Consider the following 20,034-nt stretch of genomic DNA (forward strand, 5'->3'; position numbering starts at 1 on the left):
TAAAACAAACCATTGACCGAAAAAGTAACTGTTTATCAGGAATGACAAGAGAGGGAAAGACGTGGCTGAAATCTTTCCTACAGACCCTTACAGTGAACAACATTCGAGAGGTTTTTTGTCGAAAGAGTATGCTTTAGTAGGCAAAAACGGATCTGGCCGTTATCCAGCGTTGAGAGGGTTAATTTATTAACCAACTAGGGTGGAACCGCGGAAGCTTAAAAGCTCTCGTCCCTTGCTATATGCAAGGGATGAGGGCTTTTTTTATTTGTATTTGAAGGGAGTCCAACATAATGGATATTAAATTACCAAGAGGAACACAAGACATCTTGCCTGCTGAAACAGCGAAGTGGCAAGTAGTTGAAGAACTTATTAGAGAAGAATGCCGTATGTATCACTATAAAGAGATTAGAACTCCAGTTTTTGAACATACAGAGCTTTTCAAAAGAGGTGTAGGAGATACAACTGATATCGTCCAAAAAGAAATGTACACGTTTCAGGATAGAGGAAATCGTTCACTTACGTTAAGACCTGAAGGAACAGCATCAGTTGTACGGTCATTTGTAGAACATAAGATGTTTGGATATCCTGATCAGCCAGTAAAGCTATATTACATGGGACCTATGTTCCGCTATGAGCGCCAACAAGCTGGTAGATATCGTCAATTTGTTCAATTTGGTATGGAGGCAATCGGTAGTGCTGACCCAGCAATCGATGCTGAAGTAATATCTTTAGCTATGTCGATCTATAAAAAAGCTGGTTTAAAAAGCTTGAAGCTAGTGATTAACTCACTAGGGGATACAGAAAGTCGAATTGCTCACCGAGAAGCTTTAGTGAACCACTTTGAACCGCATATCGAGGAATTTTGCTCTGATTGCCAAAATAGATTGCAAAAAAATCCACTGCGAATTTTAGACTGTAAGGTAGATCGTAACAATCCTTTGATGGCCACAGCACCATCTTTAACAGATTATTTAAATGAAGAATCTGCAGCATATTTTGAAAAAGTTAAAGAATACTTAACAACGTTAAATATTGAGTTCGAGGTAGATCCTAATTTAGTACGAGGACTAGACTATTATAACCACACTGCATTTGAAATTATGAGTACTGCTGAGGGATTTGGTGCCATCACTACGCTAGCTGGTGGAGGAAGATATAATGGCTTAGTAGCAGAGCTAGGTGGTCCCGATTCTCCGGGTATCGGTTACGCGATGAGCATTGAAAGGCTTCTCCTTGCAATGGAGGCAGAAAAAATTGAGTTTCCAGACCTTACATCGCTAGACGTATACTTAGTTGCAATGGGTGAGGAAGCTAAGAAAAAGGTGACAGAGCTTACCTTTGAGCTTCGTCAAAACAAAATCTCTGCTGATATGGACTATTTAGACCGTAAAGTAAAGGCACAGATGAAATCAGCGGACCGATTAAAAGCAAAAGCAGTAATTGTAATCGGTGAAGATGAACTCGAAGAACAAAGTGTTATGTTAAAAGATTTAACTACCGGGACTCAACAGCTAATACCATTTACATCCTTAATAGATGAAGTGAAAAAATTAACGGAGGCAAAATAATCATGAACAGAACGCATACAAGTGGACAACTTAACGAACAACATATAGGTGAATCGGTTCAACTAATCGGTTGGGTTCAAAAACGAAGAGATTTGGGTGGACTTATTTTCGTTGATGTGAGAGACCGTACTGGTATTGTACAGGTTGTATTTAATCCAGAAATTTCAGAAACTGCTCTACAGGTGGCAAATACGTTAAGAAACGAATTTATCATTGAAATTAAAGGAACTGTCGTTGCACGTGCAGAAAATCAAATAAACCGCAACATCCCTTCTGGTGCAATTGAGGTCCAAGCAAATGAAATCTCCATTATCAATGAAGCAAAAAATCCTCCTTTTTCTATTGAAAATCAAACAGACGCAGGGGAAGATGTTCGTTTAAAATATCGTTATTTAGATTTAAGAAGACCAGTGATGTATGACACATTTAAGATGCGTTCAGATATTACTAAAACAGTTAGACGTTTCTTAGACGATGAAGGATTCCTTGAAGTAGAGACACCAATCCTAACGAAATCTACGCCAGAGGGAGCTCGAGATTACCTAGTACCAAGTCGTGTACATGGAGGAGAGTTTTACGCTTTACCTCAGTCTCCGCAATTATTCAAACAGTTGCTGATGGTTGGAGGATTTGAAAAGTACTATCAAATTGCTCGCTGTTTCCGTGACGAAGATTTACGTGCTGACCGTCAACCAGAATTTACTCAAATTGATATGGAAATGAGCTTCCTGTCTATGGATGACATTCTTGAGATGAATGAGCGGATGATGCAAAAGATCATGAAGGATGTTAAAGGAGTAGATGTTAGCATTCCATTCCCACGAATGGATTATGACGAGGCAATGGCAAGATTCGGATCAGATAAACCAGATGTTCGTTTTGGTTTAGAGTTAACAGATCTTTCAGAGCAAGTGAAGGATAGCTCCTTTAAAGTATTTGCATCTGCAGTAGAAGCCGGCGGCCAGGTAAAAGCTATTAACGTCAAAGGAGCAGCCGATAACTATTCACGTAAAGATATTGATGCCCTTGGAGAATATGCATCTCGCTATGGAGCAAAAGGTCTTGCATGGCTTAAAGTTGACGAGGAAGGCATTAAAGGTCCTATTGCAAAATTCTTTGAAGGTGAAGCAGCAAGTACGCTTATCCAAACTCTAGATGCTGCAGCAGGAGATTTATTACTATTTGTAGCCGACAAGAAATCAGTAGTTGCAGATGCTCTTGGAGCGTTACGCTTGAAGCTTGGTAAAGATTTAAAGCTAATTGATGAAAGTCGTTATGCTTTCCTTTGGGTCGTGAACTGGCCATTATTCGAGTACGATGAAAAAGAAGGACGTTATTATGCAGCCCACCATCCATTTACACGTCCTGCTGACGAAGACCTGCCGTTGATGGAAACAGACCCAAGCCAAGTAAAAGCACAAGCGTATGACCTTGTTTTAAATGGCTATGAGCTAGGTGGCGGATCTCTTCGTATTTATTCAAGAGAAGTACAGGAAAAAATGTTTGAAATTCTTGGATTCTCTGACGAAGAGGCAAAAGCTCAGTTTGGATTCTTAATGGAGGCGTTTGAATATGGTACACCTCCTCACGGTGGAGTAGCATTCGGATTAGACCGTTTAGTTATGCTTCTATCAGGAAGAACAAATCTTCGTGATACAATTGCTTTTCCTAAGACAGCAAGTGCTAGCTGCTTACTGACACAAGCACCAAGCCCAGTAGCAGAAGCTCAACTTGATGAACTACAGTTAAGCTTAAATAAAAAAGAACAATAAATAGTTACCACCTTTTAAGCATGAAATTTATGCTTAAAAGGTGGTTTTTTATTTGTGAGTCACAAAGAGAGAAGTTGGTCTTAATCAGTGGAATTCGCACCTAAAATTAGTGGAAGTGACACCTAAATCATAGCGAGGCGCACGTAATTGGAAGAGAAGTGCAACATAAAGAGGAGAAAGTGACACCTAAAAAGTGAAGTCACAATTAAAAGTAGAGAAGGGATACCTTGAAAACACACGTAATGCTAAAACTCAATAATAATCGGAAGATAACAAAACTAACTAAAATAATTTAAGATGAGGTCACATATACTTTTAAGAGATTATACATAATTGGAAGGATGATTGGAGTTATTGAAAAGGCATTACTCTTTATAATTTTATTAAGACTTGCATCTGGTAGCATTGAAATTACTGCAGCCATGTTTATGCTAAAGTTTAACGACTTAGAAAAAGCATTCTATATTAATTCAATGCTTGCACTAGTAGGGCCTTGCATTTTGATTGTTACGACAGGTATAGGTTTATTGGGATTAGCGGATAAAATATCTATGACTCGAATCGTATGCCTATTCGCAGGTATTTTATTGATTCTGTTTAGTGTAAATTCAAAATGAGTTTATCAAATTATAAGCTAAAAAAACTAGCACATGTTTCCTTCTCAATAGTGAGAATGGAAGTTGGTGCTAATTTTTTTGGGGGATTTATATAAAGTTGTTGCACATAAAAAAACCGATAACTTGAAAGCATTATCGGTTTCATTTTTATATCTTATCTATATTTTAAGCGGGCTTTTTATCTTTTTTTTCTATTTCACTAACTTTAACGAGTTTAAAGACAAGAAACGTGAGTATAATTCCTAAAACACCACAGCCTATATAGAAAGGATTGATATAGTTTTTCATGACTAATGATAGGATAGGTGGTCCTGCTGCTACTCCTAAAAAACGAGCAGAGCTGTAAAAAGAAGAGATGGTGCCCCGTTCTTCTTTTATAATGTTTTCAGTTATAATGGCATCTAAAACAGGAAGAATAGCACCAATTGCGATTCCAAGAATGCTCGAAACAGCGATCAATAAAAAGATACTGTCTTTTACAAAGCCTATAAATACAACGCTTGCTGAGGCCGCGATGAGTGTAATAATCATTAGACGTTTAATTGTTTTCAATTGTCCCTTTATTTTTCTGCCCGTAATAAAAGATGCAATACATAAGAATAATAAAGGAATTGCTAATACAAACCCCTTTTTAACTCCTTTAATATCATGAATCTTCTCCAATATTTCAGATAGATAAAATAGAACCCCAAAAAGAACGAACATCGCATATATTCCATTTAAAAATACCGAGGTTAACCACTTACCTTCAGCTTTAAATGTTTCCTTGACCTTCTTTAAGAATTCCTTAAGTTTATCTGGTTCTTCGTTATCTCCTTTTGGAACTTTAACGAAAAATAATATGAGTATGAAGGCGATGGCGCTAAAAATAGAGATAGAGAAAAATGGGAAGAACCATAGTACAGCAGCAATAGCTGAACCTAAGATAGGGCTTAATACTTTACCAAAGGTATTTGATGTCTCAATCAAACCTAAGGTGGAGCTTGTCTTCTCTGGATCATCTTTAAACAAATCACCTACTAGAGGCAAGACAATCGGCATAGCACCGGCAGCACCCATGCCTTGCAAAACCCTACCAATAATGATCATCATGTAAGGACTGTCCATTTTCCAGGAAGCCATTCCAGCTATAAGACCACCGATCAATGCTAAAAGTAAGCAAGGCAATATAATTTTCTTTCTCCCAAATCGATCAGATAAATAGCCAGCAACTGGAATAAGAATGATGGCAGCAATTGAGTAGCTAGTTATAATCATACTTGATTGAAAAGAACTAATATCTACCTTTTTCTCCAGTATTGGAAGCACGGGAATAAGCATGGAGTTCCCAAGTGTCATCACTAATGGAATCGAAGCTATACTAATAATAGTCATCTTGCTTACGCTAAGATTTTCATCTTTCTTCCCCAACCTACACACCTCAATTTTTATAGAATAAAGGTATGTTCTCCTGAAGGGATTTTTTTATGCATATATTTATAAGAAATGATTTCTCGTTAAAAATTAAAATAAAGAATAGTAAGCCTGAATTCCGAAGTAAATACCAAAACCTATCATGGATATAGAAGAGATGATGGACACAGTTTTTAAAAGAGGAGTAGATAATAATTTTCTAGAACCACTAGAAATAGTGGCCATCGTCAGATCGACAAGTGTAATTCCTAATAAGATAGTAATACTATACAAAATAACCTCAAGCCCTGATAAAGAGCCGCTTGCTCCACCAACAAGTATGGAACCATAAATTCCAAGCCAAAATAAAATAGTCAAAGGATTCAATAGAGCCATAAGTAACCCAGATAGAAAGGAATGTCTCAACCGTACGACTTTTCGATATTTCGCATCCATAGAAATATTATTTACCGTTAACAAGTTTTCAATCCCTGTGTACATGAGGACAAAAAATCCAAAAGACCAAAGAAACGTTTTCATCATTGGATTGTCAATAAACTGTCCGACACCAAAGTACACCATTAACATGTAGAGAATATCAGTTGCTATTGCTCCTAAACCAAAAAACCAAGCATGAAAAAAACCGTTTTTTATGCCAGTGTTCAGTAAGGTCGCCTTTACAGGGCCGATTGGTGCAGCCAGGGATATACCTAATATAAAATAAGTGGTTAGTGAATTCACATAGAGCCCTCCGTTTAATGTCTTGTCTATGTATATTATTCATAGACAAGGATATCTAGGACTAGTTTTATAGAGTATTTTTATCGACGTTTGAAAGTGTGAGAGAAGGGAAGGATAATGGAAGAAAGCTATTATATATGATATATCTACTATCCTTCATGATTCTGAATAGTCAAATAATATCATGGTATATTCATTGAAGTTTTAAAAGGGATATGCTATTATACAAGTAATACGAATCCTGATGTGTTCGCGAAACGCCAATCAGTTTTGACCGAACAATTATATCGTCGGGAGTCTCACTTTTATTGTTAATGACATGCCCTCTAGTTAGGGACTTCAAAGACAATGAAGAGGACACCCACCTGCTCTGTGCGGGTTCAAAACGATAAGCACTATTAGTCGGCACGATTGGGATTCGTCTATTTAAAAAAGTCCCCTGTATTTGCAGGGGACTTTTTTAGTGGAATGAATAATAAATACATTTACTCTTACAAAACTCTATTATATTTTCATAATTTTAAGCATCTAAATGTCATTATTCTTATAAAAATAAACTTTTTTAAAGTTATTGGTTGATTTTGACTGAAAATTCTTTTTTATAGTGACTGTAAACATAAAAAAAGACCGTTCAAATGGCTATTAAGAACATAAATAGATGATGAAATTGGTTGGTTACAGTTTTTCAGCTTTTTTTATGCGATTAAATTGATTAGCACTTTATCGATGCTAAAGCGGTTTCCATTTATTAATTGGAGCTACAGGCGGCGACTCCTACGGGATGAGGGAGACAGATAAGACATCACAACCATGCGCGTAAGCGATGGGTGATGGCTTATCGCTCACCTCGAGGAAAGCGTCCGGCTGGGGCGGAAATCAATTCTACTCTCTGATTTAAGATTTCTTTGCATCATAAATCAACCCTACCCTTTAACATAGCCTAAAATAAACTGGAAATTAGAGTTACTCTAATCCAATCTAGCATTTCCTAACGCTATAAAATTAGTGAATTTAGTAAATACTTTATCTGTGTACCATAGTACACTCCATCGTTTATAATAAATTTTCGAGGGTAAAATATTAATAGAATAGTACTCGACTGGAACTAATGTGATAATATTTGAGTAGTGAAAAGATAAAACCAACTAATCTTATATAAATGGAGTGTTTTTTTATGTTACATCAATTTTCTAGAAATGAACTTGCGATAGGAAGAGAAGGAGTAGAGCTGTTAAAGAATACAACAGTAGCTATTTTGGGTGTAGGAGGCGTTGGGTCATTTGCCGCGGAAGCATGCGCCCGAAGTGGCGTGGGTAGAATTATTTTAGTAGATAAGGACAATGTGGATATAACAAATATAAATCGTCAATTAGTAGCTTACATGTCTACTGTAGGCCGATCAAAGTCTGAGGTAATGAAAGAAAGAATCGCAGACATTAATCCAGATTGTGAAGTAATTGATATGCATATGTTCTATACCGAAGAAACGTATGAACAATTTTTTGATATGAAAATTGATTATGTTATAGATGCATCGGATACAATAATATATAAAATTCATTTGATGAAAGAATGTTTAAAGCGTGGCATTAAAATAATTTCTAGTATGGGAGCTGCCAACAAAACAGATCCAACTAGATTTAAAATTGCTGATATTTCTAAGACACATACCGATCCACTTGCTAAAGTAATCCGTACAAAGTTACGTAAGGAAGATCGGATCACTAAAGGAATTCCAGTTGTATTTTCAGATGAAAGCCCCATTGTAGTAAGAGAAGACGTAGTAGAAACAGTTGGAAAGCCAGATGCTGCTATCCGTAAAGCTAAGATGCCACCATCCTCTAATGCATTTGTGCCCTCTGTCGTTGGCTTAATTTGTGCTAGTTGGGTAATAAATGACATTACAAAAAATATTACAATTAATAGAGTGCAGTAAATAGGTTGCAGTTTTTTTTACATCACTTATACTAAAACTAATCACATTTCAAACGAGGTGGAATCTAAAATGACTGAAACAAAAAATCAGGAAGAGCCAAAGAAAAAAATGACTCTTCAAGAAGCTGTGAAACAAAAGCTAGAAGAAAAGAAAAACCAAGCTGGTGGTGGTAACTTAAAAGGAACTGGTCCAGCAGCTAACCAAAAAATGAAAAGTCAACAAACTAAAAAGGTAAGCAATACACGCAGAAAAATGGGTGTATAATCCTTATAAGCAAAGCAAAACGCTACCGATGTTTTTCGGTAGCTTTTTAAATTTTTATGACTCGTGTTTTTTTGACTTTATTTTTCCTTCTTAAAGTTTTCCAAACGATTATAAATAGCTGCCAATCGCTTTTCTTCTCCAGCATCTATCGGATCATAAAATCTTGTACCGACTAAATTATCTGGAAGATAGGTTTGTTTCACCCAACCGCCGAACGTTCCTATTTTATGATCATGTGGATATACATAGCCCCCATGCCCAAGTTCCTTCGCACCAGCGTAATGAGTATCCTTTAAATGACTTGGAATATCCCCGGTTTTACCTGCATGGATACTGCTAATCGCCTTATCGAGTGCTACATATGCAGAGTTGGATTTCTCGGATAAGCACATTAAAACTACTGCATTAGCGAGGGGAATACGCGCTTCTGGAAGCCCTAGTCTTTCTGCTGATTGAATTGCTGCTAATACTTGTGGTCCTACTGCAGGATTGGCAAGTCCAATATCCTCATAGCTCATTACCAAAAGTCTTCTACTGACAGCTACCAAATCCCCATTTTCTAAAAGGTGTGCAAGATAATATAAAGCTGCGTCCGTATCACTACCTCTCACTGATTTTTGAAGGGCTGATAATAAGTTATAAAAGTGAGAGCCCTTTTTATCTCCAAATACACCTACGCGATCAATAAGGCTATCCAGCGTAGAATCTTCTACTACGGTAATACCATCTTCTTCAAAGCTTGCAAAAATAGTTGATTCTAATAGAGTCAAAGCCTTACGAGCATCACCATTCGAGGCATCTGCAATCTTTAATAGTTGTTCTTCTGTTATTTTAATAGGGGTTTTACCGAGACCTTTAACGCTATCCTCTAAAGCTCTTTTTAGAAGAACGTCTACATCCTCCGTAGTAAGCCGCTTCAACTGTTTAATCTCTCCACAACGGGAGCGAATCGCTGGATTGACATCATGGAAAGGATTTTCCGTTGTTGCACCGATCAGAATGATAGAACCATTTTCAACATGTGGCAAAAGAGTATCTTGCTGTAGTTTGTTGAATCGATGAATTTCGTCTAAAAATAATATAATCTTTCCACTGATTCTTGCGTCGGCCACAACATCCTCCACGTCTTTCTTCCCAGCTTTAGTTGCATTTAAGGCGACAAAAGGGAGCTTGGTTGTTCCAGCTATGGCAAAAGCCAAAGAGGTTTTGCCTACACCTGGATCTCCGTACAGAAGCATGGAGGGAACATGCCCATTGATAATCATTTTATATAAGGCTGTATTCTTCCCAATTACATGTTGCTGTCCTGCAATTTCATCTATTGTTTGTGGTCTCATTCGATAGGCTAATGGTTCATTTTGCAAAATGAATCTCTCCTTTTTCTATGTATTTATCTAGATTTTTTCTTTTTTGTGGATCAGGGCTATGCCTAAGCGGTGATAAAACTGCACGAACGGAGATAATCGTACAGTGAATGGTGATAAACCCCGCTGAACAGTCAAAAATCTCTCCGAAAGGTGATAAAACCAAGTGTAAGAGAAAAGTTATTTTGACTTTAGAATATATTTGGCTATTTCAGTAAATTAAAAGCTTCGGCTAGTTGCATTTTTATTATTTTTACTCAGCCATTTAAGAAACAAATGATTTTTAGTGCTTTAAAACGTACATTTGTTCCTTTATTATATAGAAGATGGGACTAAAAGTCATTTTGAAGTCGTTAGCACTATGAGTTATGCTATACTAGGGAAAGAATTTTTTATACCCTGATGAATATAACATTAAACGCAAAAATTATACTTAAGAATGATTAAATAAGTAATTTGTTAAATTAAAATGAGGTGAAAACGTTGAAATTTTCAACAAAGGGTCGGTATGGACTTACCATCATGGTAGCTTTAGGGAAACAGTATGGAGAAGGTCCACATGCTTTACGACAAATTGCTACGGAGCACTCCTTATCTGAAGCTTACTTAGAACAAATTGTATCACCCTTACGTAATGCTGGCTTAGTAAAAAGTGTTAGAGGAGCGTATGGTGGTTATATGCTATCTAAAGCGCCAAATGAGATAACTGCTGGCGACGTTATTCGTGTATTAGAGGGTCCAATTCAAATTGTAGAAGGTATAGATGAGGAAGCAGCGCCACAGCGCGAGCTTTGGTTAAGAATTCGTGATGCAGTTAAAAATGTGCTTGATACGACAACGATTGAAGATTTGTCCAAATACACTGAAGAAAACCCTGATTTGGAAGGGTACATGTTTTATATATAAGGAGTTAAGAGTTCATTATGAATAGAATATATTTAGATCATGCTGCAACAACACCTATGGCAGAGCAAGTTGTCCATACTTTAGTAGAAGAGATGAATAATGTTTATGGCAATGCATCAAGTATCCATCAAACAGGAAGAATTGCTCGAAAAAAATTAGATGATGCTCGTAGAATATTAGCTCAATCAATTGGAGCACAAGAAATTGAAATAACTATAACAAGTGGTGGGACAGAAGCAGACAACTACGCATTATTTGGTACTGCCTATGCCCGTAAAGCTTTAGGTAAACATATTATTACGACACAGATTGAGCATCATGCAATTTTGCATGCATGTCAGCAGCTTGAAAAAGAAGGCTTTGAAATAACATACTTACCGGTTGATGAAACAGGCTTAATCAGTATAGATGACTTGAAAAACGCTTTAAGACAAGATACTATTTTAGTTTCCATTATGTTTGCCAATAACGAGGTAGGTACCATTCAACCTATAAAAGAAATAGGCAACATATTAAAGGATCATCAAGCATATTTCCACACAGATGCAGTACAAGCATACGGAAGTGTTTCAATTGATGTAAAAGAGACCTATATCGATTTGCTCAGTGTCTCCAGTCATAAAATTAACGGACCAAAAGGAATCGGTTTTCTATATCAAAATAAGGATATTTACCTTAAACCATTATTGTATGGTGGTCAACAGGAGCGCAAAAAACGTGCAGGTACAGAAAATGTTCCGGCAATTGTTGCCTTTGCAAAAGCAGTGGAAATTAAGCAGCAAAACATTGAAAAAAGCAACGAGCATTATCGAACGTTAAGAGATACATTTGTTGAGCAATTACAAACAAATGGAGTAGAGTTTAAAATAAATGGCTCACTAGAAAATTTACTACCTCATGTAGTAAATGTAAGTATCCCCAAAACAGATGTGGAGACTTTTCTCGTACAGTTAGATTTAGCTGGGATTGATGCGTCAAGTGGTTCTGCTTGTACCGCTGGCTCCATTGACCCTTCGCACGTCCTAGTAGCGATGTATGGTGAAAAAACACCTGAACTGAGAAATTCAGTGCGATTCAGTTTTGGATTAAACAATACAAAAGAAGAAGCAATAGAAGCGGCCAATAAAATAAGTAAAATTATTCTTGGATAACTGAAAAGAGTGAGTTAAATGATGAAGAAAAAAGAAGATACAAGAGTAGTAGTAGGTATGTCTGGAGGAGTTGATTCCTCCGTAGCTGCTTATCTGCTAAAAGAGCAAGGTTACGATGTAATCGGTATATTTATGAAAAACTGGGATGACACCGACGAAAACGGTGTATGTACAGCAACAGAGGATTACGAAGATGTTATAAAGGTTTGTAATCAAATTGGTATCCCTTATTATGCCGTTAACTTTGAAAAACAGTATTGGGATAAAGTATTTTCTTACTTTTTAGAAGAATACAAGGCGGGCAGAACGCCAAACCCTGATGTAATGTGTAACAAGGAAATTAAATTTAAAGCATTTTTAGAGTATGCATTGGCACTTGGAGCTGATTATCTTGCAACAGGACATTATGCACAAGTAGAAGTTAAAGAAGGCCAAACGAGAATGCTGCGTGGTAAGGACAATAACAAAGACCAAACTTATTTCTTAAATCAACTTAACCAAGAGCAATTAGAAAAGGTTATGTTTCCAATCGGTCATTTAGAGAAGAAAAAAGTCCGTGAGATAGCATTAGAACAAGGTCTAGCAACTGCAACTAAGAAAGACTCTACTGGTATTTGCTTTATAGGTGAAAGAAACTTTAAAGAATTTTTAAGTCAGTACTTACCAGCTAAGCAAGGTACTATGGAAACAATGGACGGTCAAGTAATGGGTAAACATGATGGCTTAATGTATTACACAATTGGTCAACGCCATGGTTTAGGTATTGGTGGAGCTGGAGACCCTTGGTTTGTTATCGGAAAAGACCTAGCAAGAAATGTATTATTAGTCGGTCAGAATATTAATAATGACGCCTTGTTCTCTACGAGTCTTACAGCTACTGATTTATCATTTACAACTACGCTAGACAAACCATCTTCCTTTAAGTGTACAGCGAAATTCCGCTATCGTCAGGAAGATGTTGGAGTTCACGTAGAGCTACTGTCTGAAAATCGTGTTCGTGTAGTATTTGATCAGCCAGTTCGCGCTATCACTCCAGGACAAGCAGTTGTTTTCTATCAAGGAGATGAGTGTCTTGGTGGAGCGACGATAGACGAGGTTTTTAAAGATGGACTTAAATTGGATTACGTTGGTTAATGGAGGTATTGGATTTGAATTACAATGAACTAGGGATACAAGCAATACAAGAAGAAAATTATGAAAAAGCAGCAGAATGGTTTAACAAAGCAATTGAAGAAAACCCAGAAGAATCAATCGGTTTTATCAACTTTGGAAACCTACTAGCTTCTATGAATGAAAATGAACGTGCAGAACGCTTTTTTCAAAAGGCAATCACATTAGACGAAAAAGCTGCAACAGCCTTTTATAGCCTAGCTAATTTGTATTATAATACAGAGCGCTTTGAAGAAGCAGCAAAGCTTTATGAAAAAGCAATTACAAATGGTATTGAAGGTCCAGATGCTTATTTCATGCTAGGAAAAAGCTTTCAGAAGATTGATCAAACGAAGCTTGCACTTCCATATCTTCAAAGAGCTTACGAATTAGACGAGACACAAGATATTCAGATTAAATTAACGTATGGTATCGCTCTGGCAAGCCTTGAAATGTTCGATGTGGCAGAACCAATTTTTAAAGAAATATTAGAGCTAGACCCAGAAAACGCGGATGCCCATTACAACATGGGAGTTTTATATGCAGTGTCTACATCTGACACAGAAAGCGCTCTTAAACATTTAAAAGCAGCTTTTACAATACAACCAAACTATGATCAAGCTAGATATGTATACGATATGATTTCACTACGCAATTAGGAAGTTAGGAGACGATTGAAATGATAAATGAAATAAATAACGAAAAACAATTTATATCTGGTCGACCAATCGTCTCTATCTTTCATAATCCACAAAATCTATTCTCCATTATTAAACTAAAGATAAAATCCACTAATACTACATACACAGATAAAGAAATAATTGTTACAGGTTATTTCCCCCAGTTAGTTTTAGAAGAAGCGTATAAATTTACAGGTGTTATTAAAAATCACCCAAAGTATGGAATACAGTTTCAAGTCGAAACGTTCCAAAAGGAGGTCCCGGCAACAGAGACAGGGATTGTTCATTATCTATCTAGTGATATGTTTCCTGGGATAGGTAGGAAGACCGCGGAGCTAATTGTTAAGAAACTAGGAGAAAATGCGATTAATCGAATTTTAGATGATCCAGCGTCTCTAGATATTATTCCAAAGCTAGGTGAAGATAAAAAACAAACTATTAGAGCCACATTAGAACAAAATTTAGGATTAGAAAAAGTGATGATTCAGTTAAACGAGTGGGGTTTTGGTCCCCAAGTTGCCATGAAAATCTATCAGGCGTATAGAGAAGAAACAATTGCTAAGTTAACAGAAAACCCATATCGTTTAATAGAAGATGTAGAGGGGGTTGGTTTTGTACGTGCCGACGAGTTAGGTTATAAGCTCGGGATAAAAGGAAATCATCCGGATCGTATAAAAGCAGCGATATACCATTTACTTCAAACTTCTTCGCTAAGTGAGGGTCATGTCTTTCAATATGCTGAGCAGCTTTTAGAAGACGTTAAAAGAATGCTTGAAAATGCACAAAGAGAAGAAATCTCTTACGAGTCAATAACACAATGTTGTATAGAGCTAGCTGAGGAAAGTAGGATTGTTGGTGAGGTAAATAAATTTTATATCCCATCTCTCTATTTTTCAGAGGTTGGCATCAGCTCCAAGGTAGAAACTTTACTAATGGCTAAAGATATTCACCAATTTCCTTTAAAAGAAATTAAGAAGCATTTAGGTCCTTTAGAAAAACGTCTTGGCGTTAAATATGCCAATACACAAATCAAGGCTATTGAAACAGCTCTTAATTCGAATATTACCTTATTAACAGGAGGACCTGGGACAGGGAAAACAACCGTTGTACGAGGAATTGTAGAACTATACTCTGAATTGCACGGGCTGTCCTTAGATCCTAAGGAATGGGCGAAGGAGCAAAAGCCCTTTCCAATTGTTCTGGCTGCACCTACCGGTAGAGCAGCCAAGCGCTTAAGTGAATCTACAGAGCTGCCTGCAATGACCATTCATAGATTACTTGGCTTTAATGGCCAAGAGGACACCGATACAGAAGGTAAAGAAATTGAAGGAAGACTAGTTATTATTGATGAGACCTCTATGCTAGATACTTGGCTAGGTCATCAGCTTTTAAAAGCTATCCCTAAGGATGCTCAGGTTATTTTTGTTGGTGACCAAGACCAGCTCCCGCCTGTTGGTCCAGGTCAAGTATTAAAGGACTTACTGGCATCTAAAAGAATTCCAACAGTGGAACTGGTTGATATTTATCGACAATCGGAGGGATCCTCCATTATAGAATTAGCACATGAAATGAAACAAGGAAGTGTACCTGCTACACTTACCGCTAAAACAAAAGATCGATCCTTTATCAAGGCAACGACTGAACAAATCCCAAAAGTAGTAGAACAAGTGTTAAAGGCGGCATTGTCTAAAGGTCAATCCATTCGAGAGATACAAGTGCTAGCTCCTATGTATAGAGGGCCTGCTGGAATAGATGCGTTAAATAAAATGATTCAAGAGATGGTCAATCCGAATACCGATGGAACACGTAAGGAAATGACCTTTGGAGATACCATTTATCGAATAGGTGACAAAGTACTCCAGCTAGTAAATCAACCAGAAAGTAACGTATTCAATGGCGATATGGGAGAAATTGTTGCTATTTTTAGAGCCAACGAAACGGTTGAGAAGAAAGAGATGCTTGTTGTCTCTTTTGATGGCAATGAAGTTACGTATGAAAAGAATGACTTAAATCAAATTACTCTAGCGTATTGTTGCTCTGTTCATAAATCACAGGGTAGTGAGTTCCAAACAGTCATTATGCCTGTTACGAGAAGCTATATGAAAATGCTTAGACGTAACTTGCTTTACACTGGAATTACTCGTGCTAAAAATTTCTTAATTCTTTGTGGAGATCCAGAGGTATTTAAATTTGGCGTTGAACGAACAGATGACTTGCAGCGTTTAACTACATTAAAAGAACGTTTAGCAGATGAAGAAAAAGAAGAAATAGAGACAAAATCTACAACATCTGTATCTACAGAAAAAAGTAGTACTGAAGAGACGTTGTCTGTTGATGATGAAGTGGACTCAACATATTTGTCAGCAGATAATTATCATTTAATCGATCCTCTTATAGGTATGAAGGATATTACCCCATATGAGTTCTTAGATACCGATTGACATAGTACAAATTGTTAATTATAATCAAAATTGCATATAAAACATGATGACGGAGAAAGTACTGTTGTTACCTGAAGAGAGAAGGATTCCTTTGGCTGAAAGAATCCCCAGCGTATAACAATTAGGAAAGCTACTCCTGAGTGCAGCTAATACCTGCCGTAAATCTGCGTTAAGGATTCTTAAGAGACATAATAAGGTTGTATTCTATTATGTAACTAGGGTGGTACCGCGAAATAATAGCTTTCGTCCCTTTTTGGGATGAAGGCTTTTTTTATTTTATTTTGCATCGCGTCAAATCTTTTGTTAAAGAGGAATAATATTATTAGGAGGAATGAAAAAATGAAACATTTAACTGGTGCACAAATTAGACAAATGTATTTAGACTTTTTTATAGAAAAAGGTCACTCACAAGAACCATCTGCTCCACTTGTACCGATTAATGACGCTTCACTTCTTTGGATCAATAGTGGAGTTGCTACCTTAAAAAAATATTTTGATGGACGTGTAATTCCAGAAAATCCAAGAATCACAAATGCACAAAAATCTATTCGTACAAATGATATTGAAAATGTAGGAAAGACAGCTAGACATCATACGTTCTTTGAAATGCTAGGAAACTTCTCAATCGGTGAATATTTTAAAAAAGAAGCAATTCATTGGGCTTGGGAGTTTTTGACTGATGAAAAGTGGATGGGCTTTGAACCTGAAAAGCTATCTATTACCATTCATCCAGAAGATGAAGAGGCATATGTTATTTGGAAGGATGAAATTGGTATTCCGGAAGAGCGTATTATTCGATTAGAAGGAAACTTCTGGGATATTGGAGAAGGACCGAGTGGACCTAATTCAGAAATTTTCTATGACCGTGGTGAAACCTATGGTAATGATGTAAATGATCCAGAACTTTATCCAGGTGGAGAAAATGATCGATATTTAGAAATCTGGAACTTAGTTTTCTCTGAGTTTAACCATAATCCAGATCACACATATACACCATTACCAAAGCAAAATATCGATACTGGAATGGGCTTGGAGCGTATGGCTAGTGTTGTACAAAATGTTCCAACTAACTTTGATACAGACCTATTCATGCCGATTATCGAGCAAACTGAAACAATTGCAGGTAAGAAGTATCGCCAAAACAAGGAGAATGACGTAGCTTTCAAAGTAATTGCTGACCATATTCGTACCGTTGCATTTGCTATTGGAGACGGTGCTTTACCTTCCAATGAAGGACGCGGCTATGTACTGAGAAGACTTCTTCGCAGAGCTGTCCGTTTTGCAAAACAACTAGGTATCGATCAGCCATTTTTATTTGAGCTTGTACCTGTAGTAGGGGAAATCATGAAGGATTTCTATCCAGAAGTTACAGAGAAAAAAGACTTCATCATGCGTGTTATTAAAACAGAGGAAGAAAGATTCCATGAAACACTACACGATGGGCTTAGCATTTTAGAAAAAGTAATTGAGGAGCAACGTTCAAAAGGTGAGTCATTTATACCTGGAACAACGACTTTTACACTTTATGACACATACGGCTTCCCGATTGAGTTAACAGAGGAATATGCAGAAGAAGCAAATATGACAGTTGATCATGAGGGCTTTAAAGCTGAAATGGAAGCTCAACGTTCTAGAGCACGTGCTGCTCGTCAGAATGTAGATTCTATGCAGGTGCAATCTGCTGTTTTTAGTAACTTACAAGATGAAAGTGAGTTTGTTGGCTACGATACGCTAAGTGTCACTACAAAGGTTACCTCTATTGTACTTGGGCAAGAATTAGTTAAATCTGCTCAAGAAGGCGATGAAGTGAAAATTATTTTAACGCAGACACCTTTCTATGCGGAAAGTGGGGGCCAAATAGCAGATCATGGAACAATTGAAAATGATAATTTCCGTGGGTTTGTAAAGGATGTTCAAAAAGCTCCGAATGGTCAAAATCTACACACTGTTATTATTGAGTCTGGAGAAATGACGGTTGGAGCTGACATAGTAGCTACAGTAGATCAAACATTAAGAGGTCACACTATAAAGAATCACTCAGCAACACATATCCTACATCAAGCTTTAAAAGAAGTTCTAGGAACACATGTAAACCAAGCAGGCTCATATGTTGGACCAGATCGCCTACGCTTTGACTTTTCTCATTTTGGGCAAGTAACGAAAGAAGAGTTAGAAACAATCGAGCGTATAGTTAATGAAAAGGTGTGGGATAATATTCCGGTAGTAACTGGATATCACAATATTGATGAGGCAAAAAATATGGGTGCTATGGCTCTTTTCGGAGAAAAATATGGAGATATTGTGAGAGTAGTTCAAATGGGAGCTTATTCATTAGAGCTTTGCGGTGGAGTGCATGTGAAAAACACTTCTGAGATAGGTTACTTTAAAATTCTTTCTGAAGGCGGTATCGGTGCAGGAACACGTCGTATTGAAGCAGTTACTGGAAAAGGTGCATTTGAGGTTATTAAAGAGGAAGAATTGCTTCTTACGGAAGCTGCTTCACTAGTAAAAGCTCAACCAAAGGATTTAGTTATGAAGGTTTCTCAATTATTAAGTGAATTGAAAAACATTCAAAGAGAAAATGAATCATTATCTGCTAAAATCGCTAATAGTCAGGCATCTTCCGTTTTATCATCAGCTCAAACTATTAATGGCATTACGGTGCTATCTGTTAAAGTAGAGGCTAAGGATAATAATCAACTAAGACAAATGATGGATGATTTAAAACAAAAAATGGATAATGCTGTAATAGTTTTAGGTGCTGTAGACGAGGAAAAAGTAATGATTTCTGCTGGAGTGACTAAGGATTTAGTAGGTGGGAACTACCATGCTGGAAATATTGTCAAACTAGTCGCTGAACAATGTGGAGGTAAAGGTGGGGGTCGTCCGGACTTTGCCATGGCTGGGGCTAAAGACGCAAGTAAGCTTGAGCTTGCACTTAACTCCGTTTACGAATACATCAAATCAGTTTAAACTATTTCAAAAATAGGGTATACTTAACAAATAACTAAGCAAACATTATTACCAATTTGAAAGCGAGGTGCTGATCATGAGTTCATTTGATAAAACAATGAAATTCAATTTCCCAGAGGAATCGATGGAACAAGAAGTCAAACATGTGATGCTTCAGGTTCACTCTGCATTAGAGGAAAAAGGATATAACTCTATAAATCAAATTGTTGGCTATTTACTTTCTGGTGATCCAGCTTATATTCCTCGCCACCAAGATGCTCGAAATATGATCCGTAAATTAGAACGAGATGAAATTTTAGAGGAGCTAGTTAAGTTCTATATTAAAAAGAATAATGAGGCGTAATTATGAGAATAATGGGTTTAGATGTCGGTTCTCGCACCGTGGGCATTGCAATAAGTGATGCCCTCGGTTGGACAGCCCAGGGGATTGAAACGATTAAAATTAACGAAGATGCACAAGAGTTTGGGATGGAACGAATTGATGAATTGGTAAAACAACATCAAGTGAGTGAGTTCGTCGTAGGCTTTCCTAAAAACATGAATAATTCTATCGGACCGCGTGCAGAAGCTTCGGAACAATTTGCCAAGCTGTTAACTGATAAATATAACTTTCCAGTAACATTATGGGATGAAAGATTGACAACTATGGCTGCAGAACGTATGTTAATAGATGCGGATGTTAGTCGTAAAAAACGCAAGCTAGTTATTGACAAAATGGCTGCTGTAATGATTTTACAAGGATATCTTGATAGAAAAAACAGATGAGGTGACCACAAATGGACCACGGACAAGAAAATATCACAATCGTTGATGACAACGGAAATGAACAGCTTTGTAACGTATTATTTACATTTGAATCAGATGAATTCGGTAAATCTTATGTACTTTACTACCCTATCGGTGCTGAAGAAGATGAGAACGAAGAAATAGAAATTCATGCTTCTTCTTTCACTCCAAATGAAAACGGAGAAGATGGAGATTTACATCCAATCGAAACAGATGCTGAATGGGATATGATCGAAGAAATGTTAAACACATCTTTAGATGAAACAGAAGAAGACGAAGACTAATTCAAATCTA

17 protein-coding genes, 1 other RNA gene and 2 other annotated features are annotated in these 20,034 nt (G+C 37.0%); of the genes, 15 read left to right on the plus strand and 3 right to left on the minus strand.

Features of this window, described 5'->3' with window-relative positions; genetic code table 11:
* Window positions 1-3 precede the first annotated feature (3 nt).
* Window positions 4-236 (plus strand) — a binding site (T-box leader).
* A 54-nt stretch (window positions 237-290) separates the two neighbouring features.
* The 3 genes from hisS (at window position 291) to HF876_RS00100 (ending at window position 3,957) form a co-directional block, all read left to right on the plus strand.
* Entirely contained in the window at window positions 291-1,568 is a 1,278-nt protein-coding gene (hisS, locus tag HF876_RS00090; protein ID WP_169358011.1) for a histidine--tRNA ligase, read from the plus strand.
* Entirely contained in the window at window positions 1,568-3,340 is a 1,773-nt protein-coding gene (gene aspS / locus HF876_RS00095) for an aspartate--tRNA ligase (RefSeq protein WP_251555621.1), read from the plus strand. Before hisS ends, aspS begins: the two co-directional genes overlap by 1 nt.
* A 341-nt stretch (window positions 3,341-3,681) precedes the next feature.
* A complete protein-coding gene (locus HF876_RS00100; protein ID WP_169358013.1) occupies window positions 3,682-3,957 on the plus strand; it encodes a YqhV family protein in 276 nt (91 codons plus the stop codon).
* A gap of 165 nt (window positions 3,958-4,122) precedes the next feature.
* Here the strand turns inward: HF876_RS00100 and HF876_RS00105 are convergent, their stop codons facing one another.
* Entirely contained in the window at window positions 4,123-5,331 is a 1,209-nt protein-coding gene (locus tag HF876_RS00105) for an MFS transporter (protein ID WP_169358306.1), read from the minus strand.
* 129 nt (window positions 5,332-5,460) lie between these two features.
* On the minus strand, window positions 5,461-6,090 hold the full coding sequence (locus tag HF876_RS00110) for a LysE family transporter (RefSeq protein ID WP_169358014.1): 630 nt from the start codon (window positions 6,088-6,090) through the stop codon (window positions 5,461-5,463).
* 235 nt (window positions 6,091-6,325) lie between these two features.
* On the opposite strand from HF876_RS00110, the gene ssrS reads away from it, so the two are divergent.
* The 3 genes from ssrS to HF876_RS00125 all read left to right on the plus strand — a co-directional run bounded on the left by ssrS (window position 6,326) and on the right by HF876_RS00125 (window position 8,290).
* A non-coding RNA gene (gene ssrS / locus HF876_RS00115) (6S RNA) lies at window positions 6,326-6,512 on the plus strand.
* A gap of 752 nt (window positions 6,513-7,264) precedes the next feature.
* Complete coding sequence (locus HF876_RS00120; protein WP_169358015.1) at window positions 7,265-8,026, plus strand: tRNA threonylcarbamoyladenosine dehydratase; 762 nt, start codon at window positions 7,265-7,267, stop codon at window positions 8,024-8,026.
* A gap of 69 nt (window positions 8,027-8,095) precedes the next feature.
* Window positions 8,096-8,290, plus strand: a complete 195-nt coding sequence (locus HF876_RS00125) for a hypothetical protein (RefSeq protein WP_169358016.1) — start codon at window positions 8,096-8,098, stop codon at window positions 8,288-8,290.
* A 77-nt stretch (window positions 8,291-8,367) separates the two neighbouring features.
* Here HF876_RS00125 and HF876_RS00130 read toward each other — a convergent pair whose 3' ends face one another.
* Window positions 8,368-9,654: a replication-associated recombination protein A gene (locus HF876_RS00130; RefSeq protein WP_169358017.1), complete on the minus strand. Its 1,287-nt coding sequence runs from the start codon at window positions 9,652-9,654 to the stop codon at window positions 8,368-8,370.
* A gap of 483 nt (window positions 9,655-10,137) precedes the next feature.
* On the opposite strand from HF876_RS00130, the gene cymR reads away from it, so the two are divergent.
* The 9 genes from cymR (at window position 10,138) to HF876_RS00175 (ending at window position 20,024) form a co-directional block, all read left to right on the plus strand.
* Complete coding sequence (gene cymR, locus HF876_RS00135; RefSeq protein ID WP_169358018.1) at window positions 10,138-10,560, plus strand: cysteine metabolism transcriptional regulator CymR; 423 nt, start codon at window positions 10,138-10,140, stop codon at window positions 10,558-10,560.
* 17 nt (window positions 10,561-10,577) lie between these two features.
* Window positions 10,578-11,711: a cysteine desulfurase family protein gene (locus tag HF876_RS00140; protein ID WP_169358019.1), complete on the plus strand. Its 1,134-nt coding sequence runs from the start codon at window positions 10,578-10,580 to the stop codon at window positions 11,709-11,711.
* Window positions 11,712-11,729: 18 nt separating this feature from the next.
* A complete protein-coding gene (gene mnmA / locus HF876_RS00145; protein ID WP_169358020.1) occupies window positions 11,730-12,845 on the plus strand; it encodes a tRNA 2-thiouridine(34) synthase MnmA in 1,116 nt (371 codons plus the stop codon).
* Window positions 12,846-12,859: 14 nt separating this feature from the next.
* The gene (locus HF876_RS00150; protein WP_169358021.1) at window positions 12,860-13,519 is read left to right on the plus strand and encodes a tetratricopeptide repeat protein; all 660 of its coding nucleotides are present in this window, start codon (window positions 12,860-12,862) and stop codon (window positions 13,517-13,519) included.
* A 20-nt stretch (window positions 13,520-13,539) separates the two neighbouring features.
* Window positions 13,540-15,981 (plus strand): SF1B family DNA helicase RecD2, encoded by a 2,442-nt coding sequence (gene recD2 / locus HF876_RS00155; RefSeq protein ID WP_169358022.1) that lies wholly within the window; start codon window positions 13,540-13,542, stop codon window positions 15,979-15,981.
* A gap of 37 nt (window positions 15,982-16,018) precedes the next feature.
* Window positions 16,019-16,235: a binding site (T-box leader), on the plus strand.
* Window positions 16,236-16,320: 85 nt separating this feature from the next.
* Window positions 16,321-18,954, plus strand: a complete 2,634-nt coding sequence (gene alaS, locus HF876_RS00160; protein ID WP_169358023.1) for an alanine--tRNA ligase — start codon at window positions 16,321-16,323, stop codon at window positions 18,952-18,954.
* A 76-nt stretch (window positions 18,955-19,030) separates the two neighbouring features.
* The gene (locus tag HF876_RS00165) at window positions 19,031-19,297 is read left to right on the plus strand and encodes an IreB family regulatory phosphoprotein (protein ID WP_053588802.1); all 267 of its coding nucleotides are present in this window, start codon (window positions 19,031-19,033) and stop codon (window positions 19,295-19,297) included.
* A 2-nt stretch (window positions 19,298-19,299) separates the two neighbouring features.
* Window positions 19,300-19,719: a Holliday junction resolvase RuvX gene (ruvX, locus tag HF876_RS00170; RefSeq protein ID WP_169358024.1), complete on the plus strand. Its 420-nt coding sequence runs from the start codon at window positions 19,300-19,302 to the stop codon at window positions 19,717-19,719.
* A gap of 11 nt (window positions 19,720-19,730) precedes the next feature.
* Window positions 19,731-20,024, plus strand: a complete 294-nt coding sequence (locus tag HF876_RS00175) for a DUF1292 domain-containing protein (protein WP_169358025.1) — start codon at window positions 19,731-19,733, stop codon at window positions 20,022-20,024.
* The last annotated feature ends 10 nt before the right edge of the window (window positions 20,025-20,034 follow it).

Source organism: Psychrobacillus sp. BL-248-WT-3 (assembly GCF_012843435.1).
Taxonomy (GTDB): Bacteria; Bacillota; Bacilli; order Bacillales_A; family Planococcaceae; genus Psychrobacillus.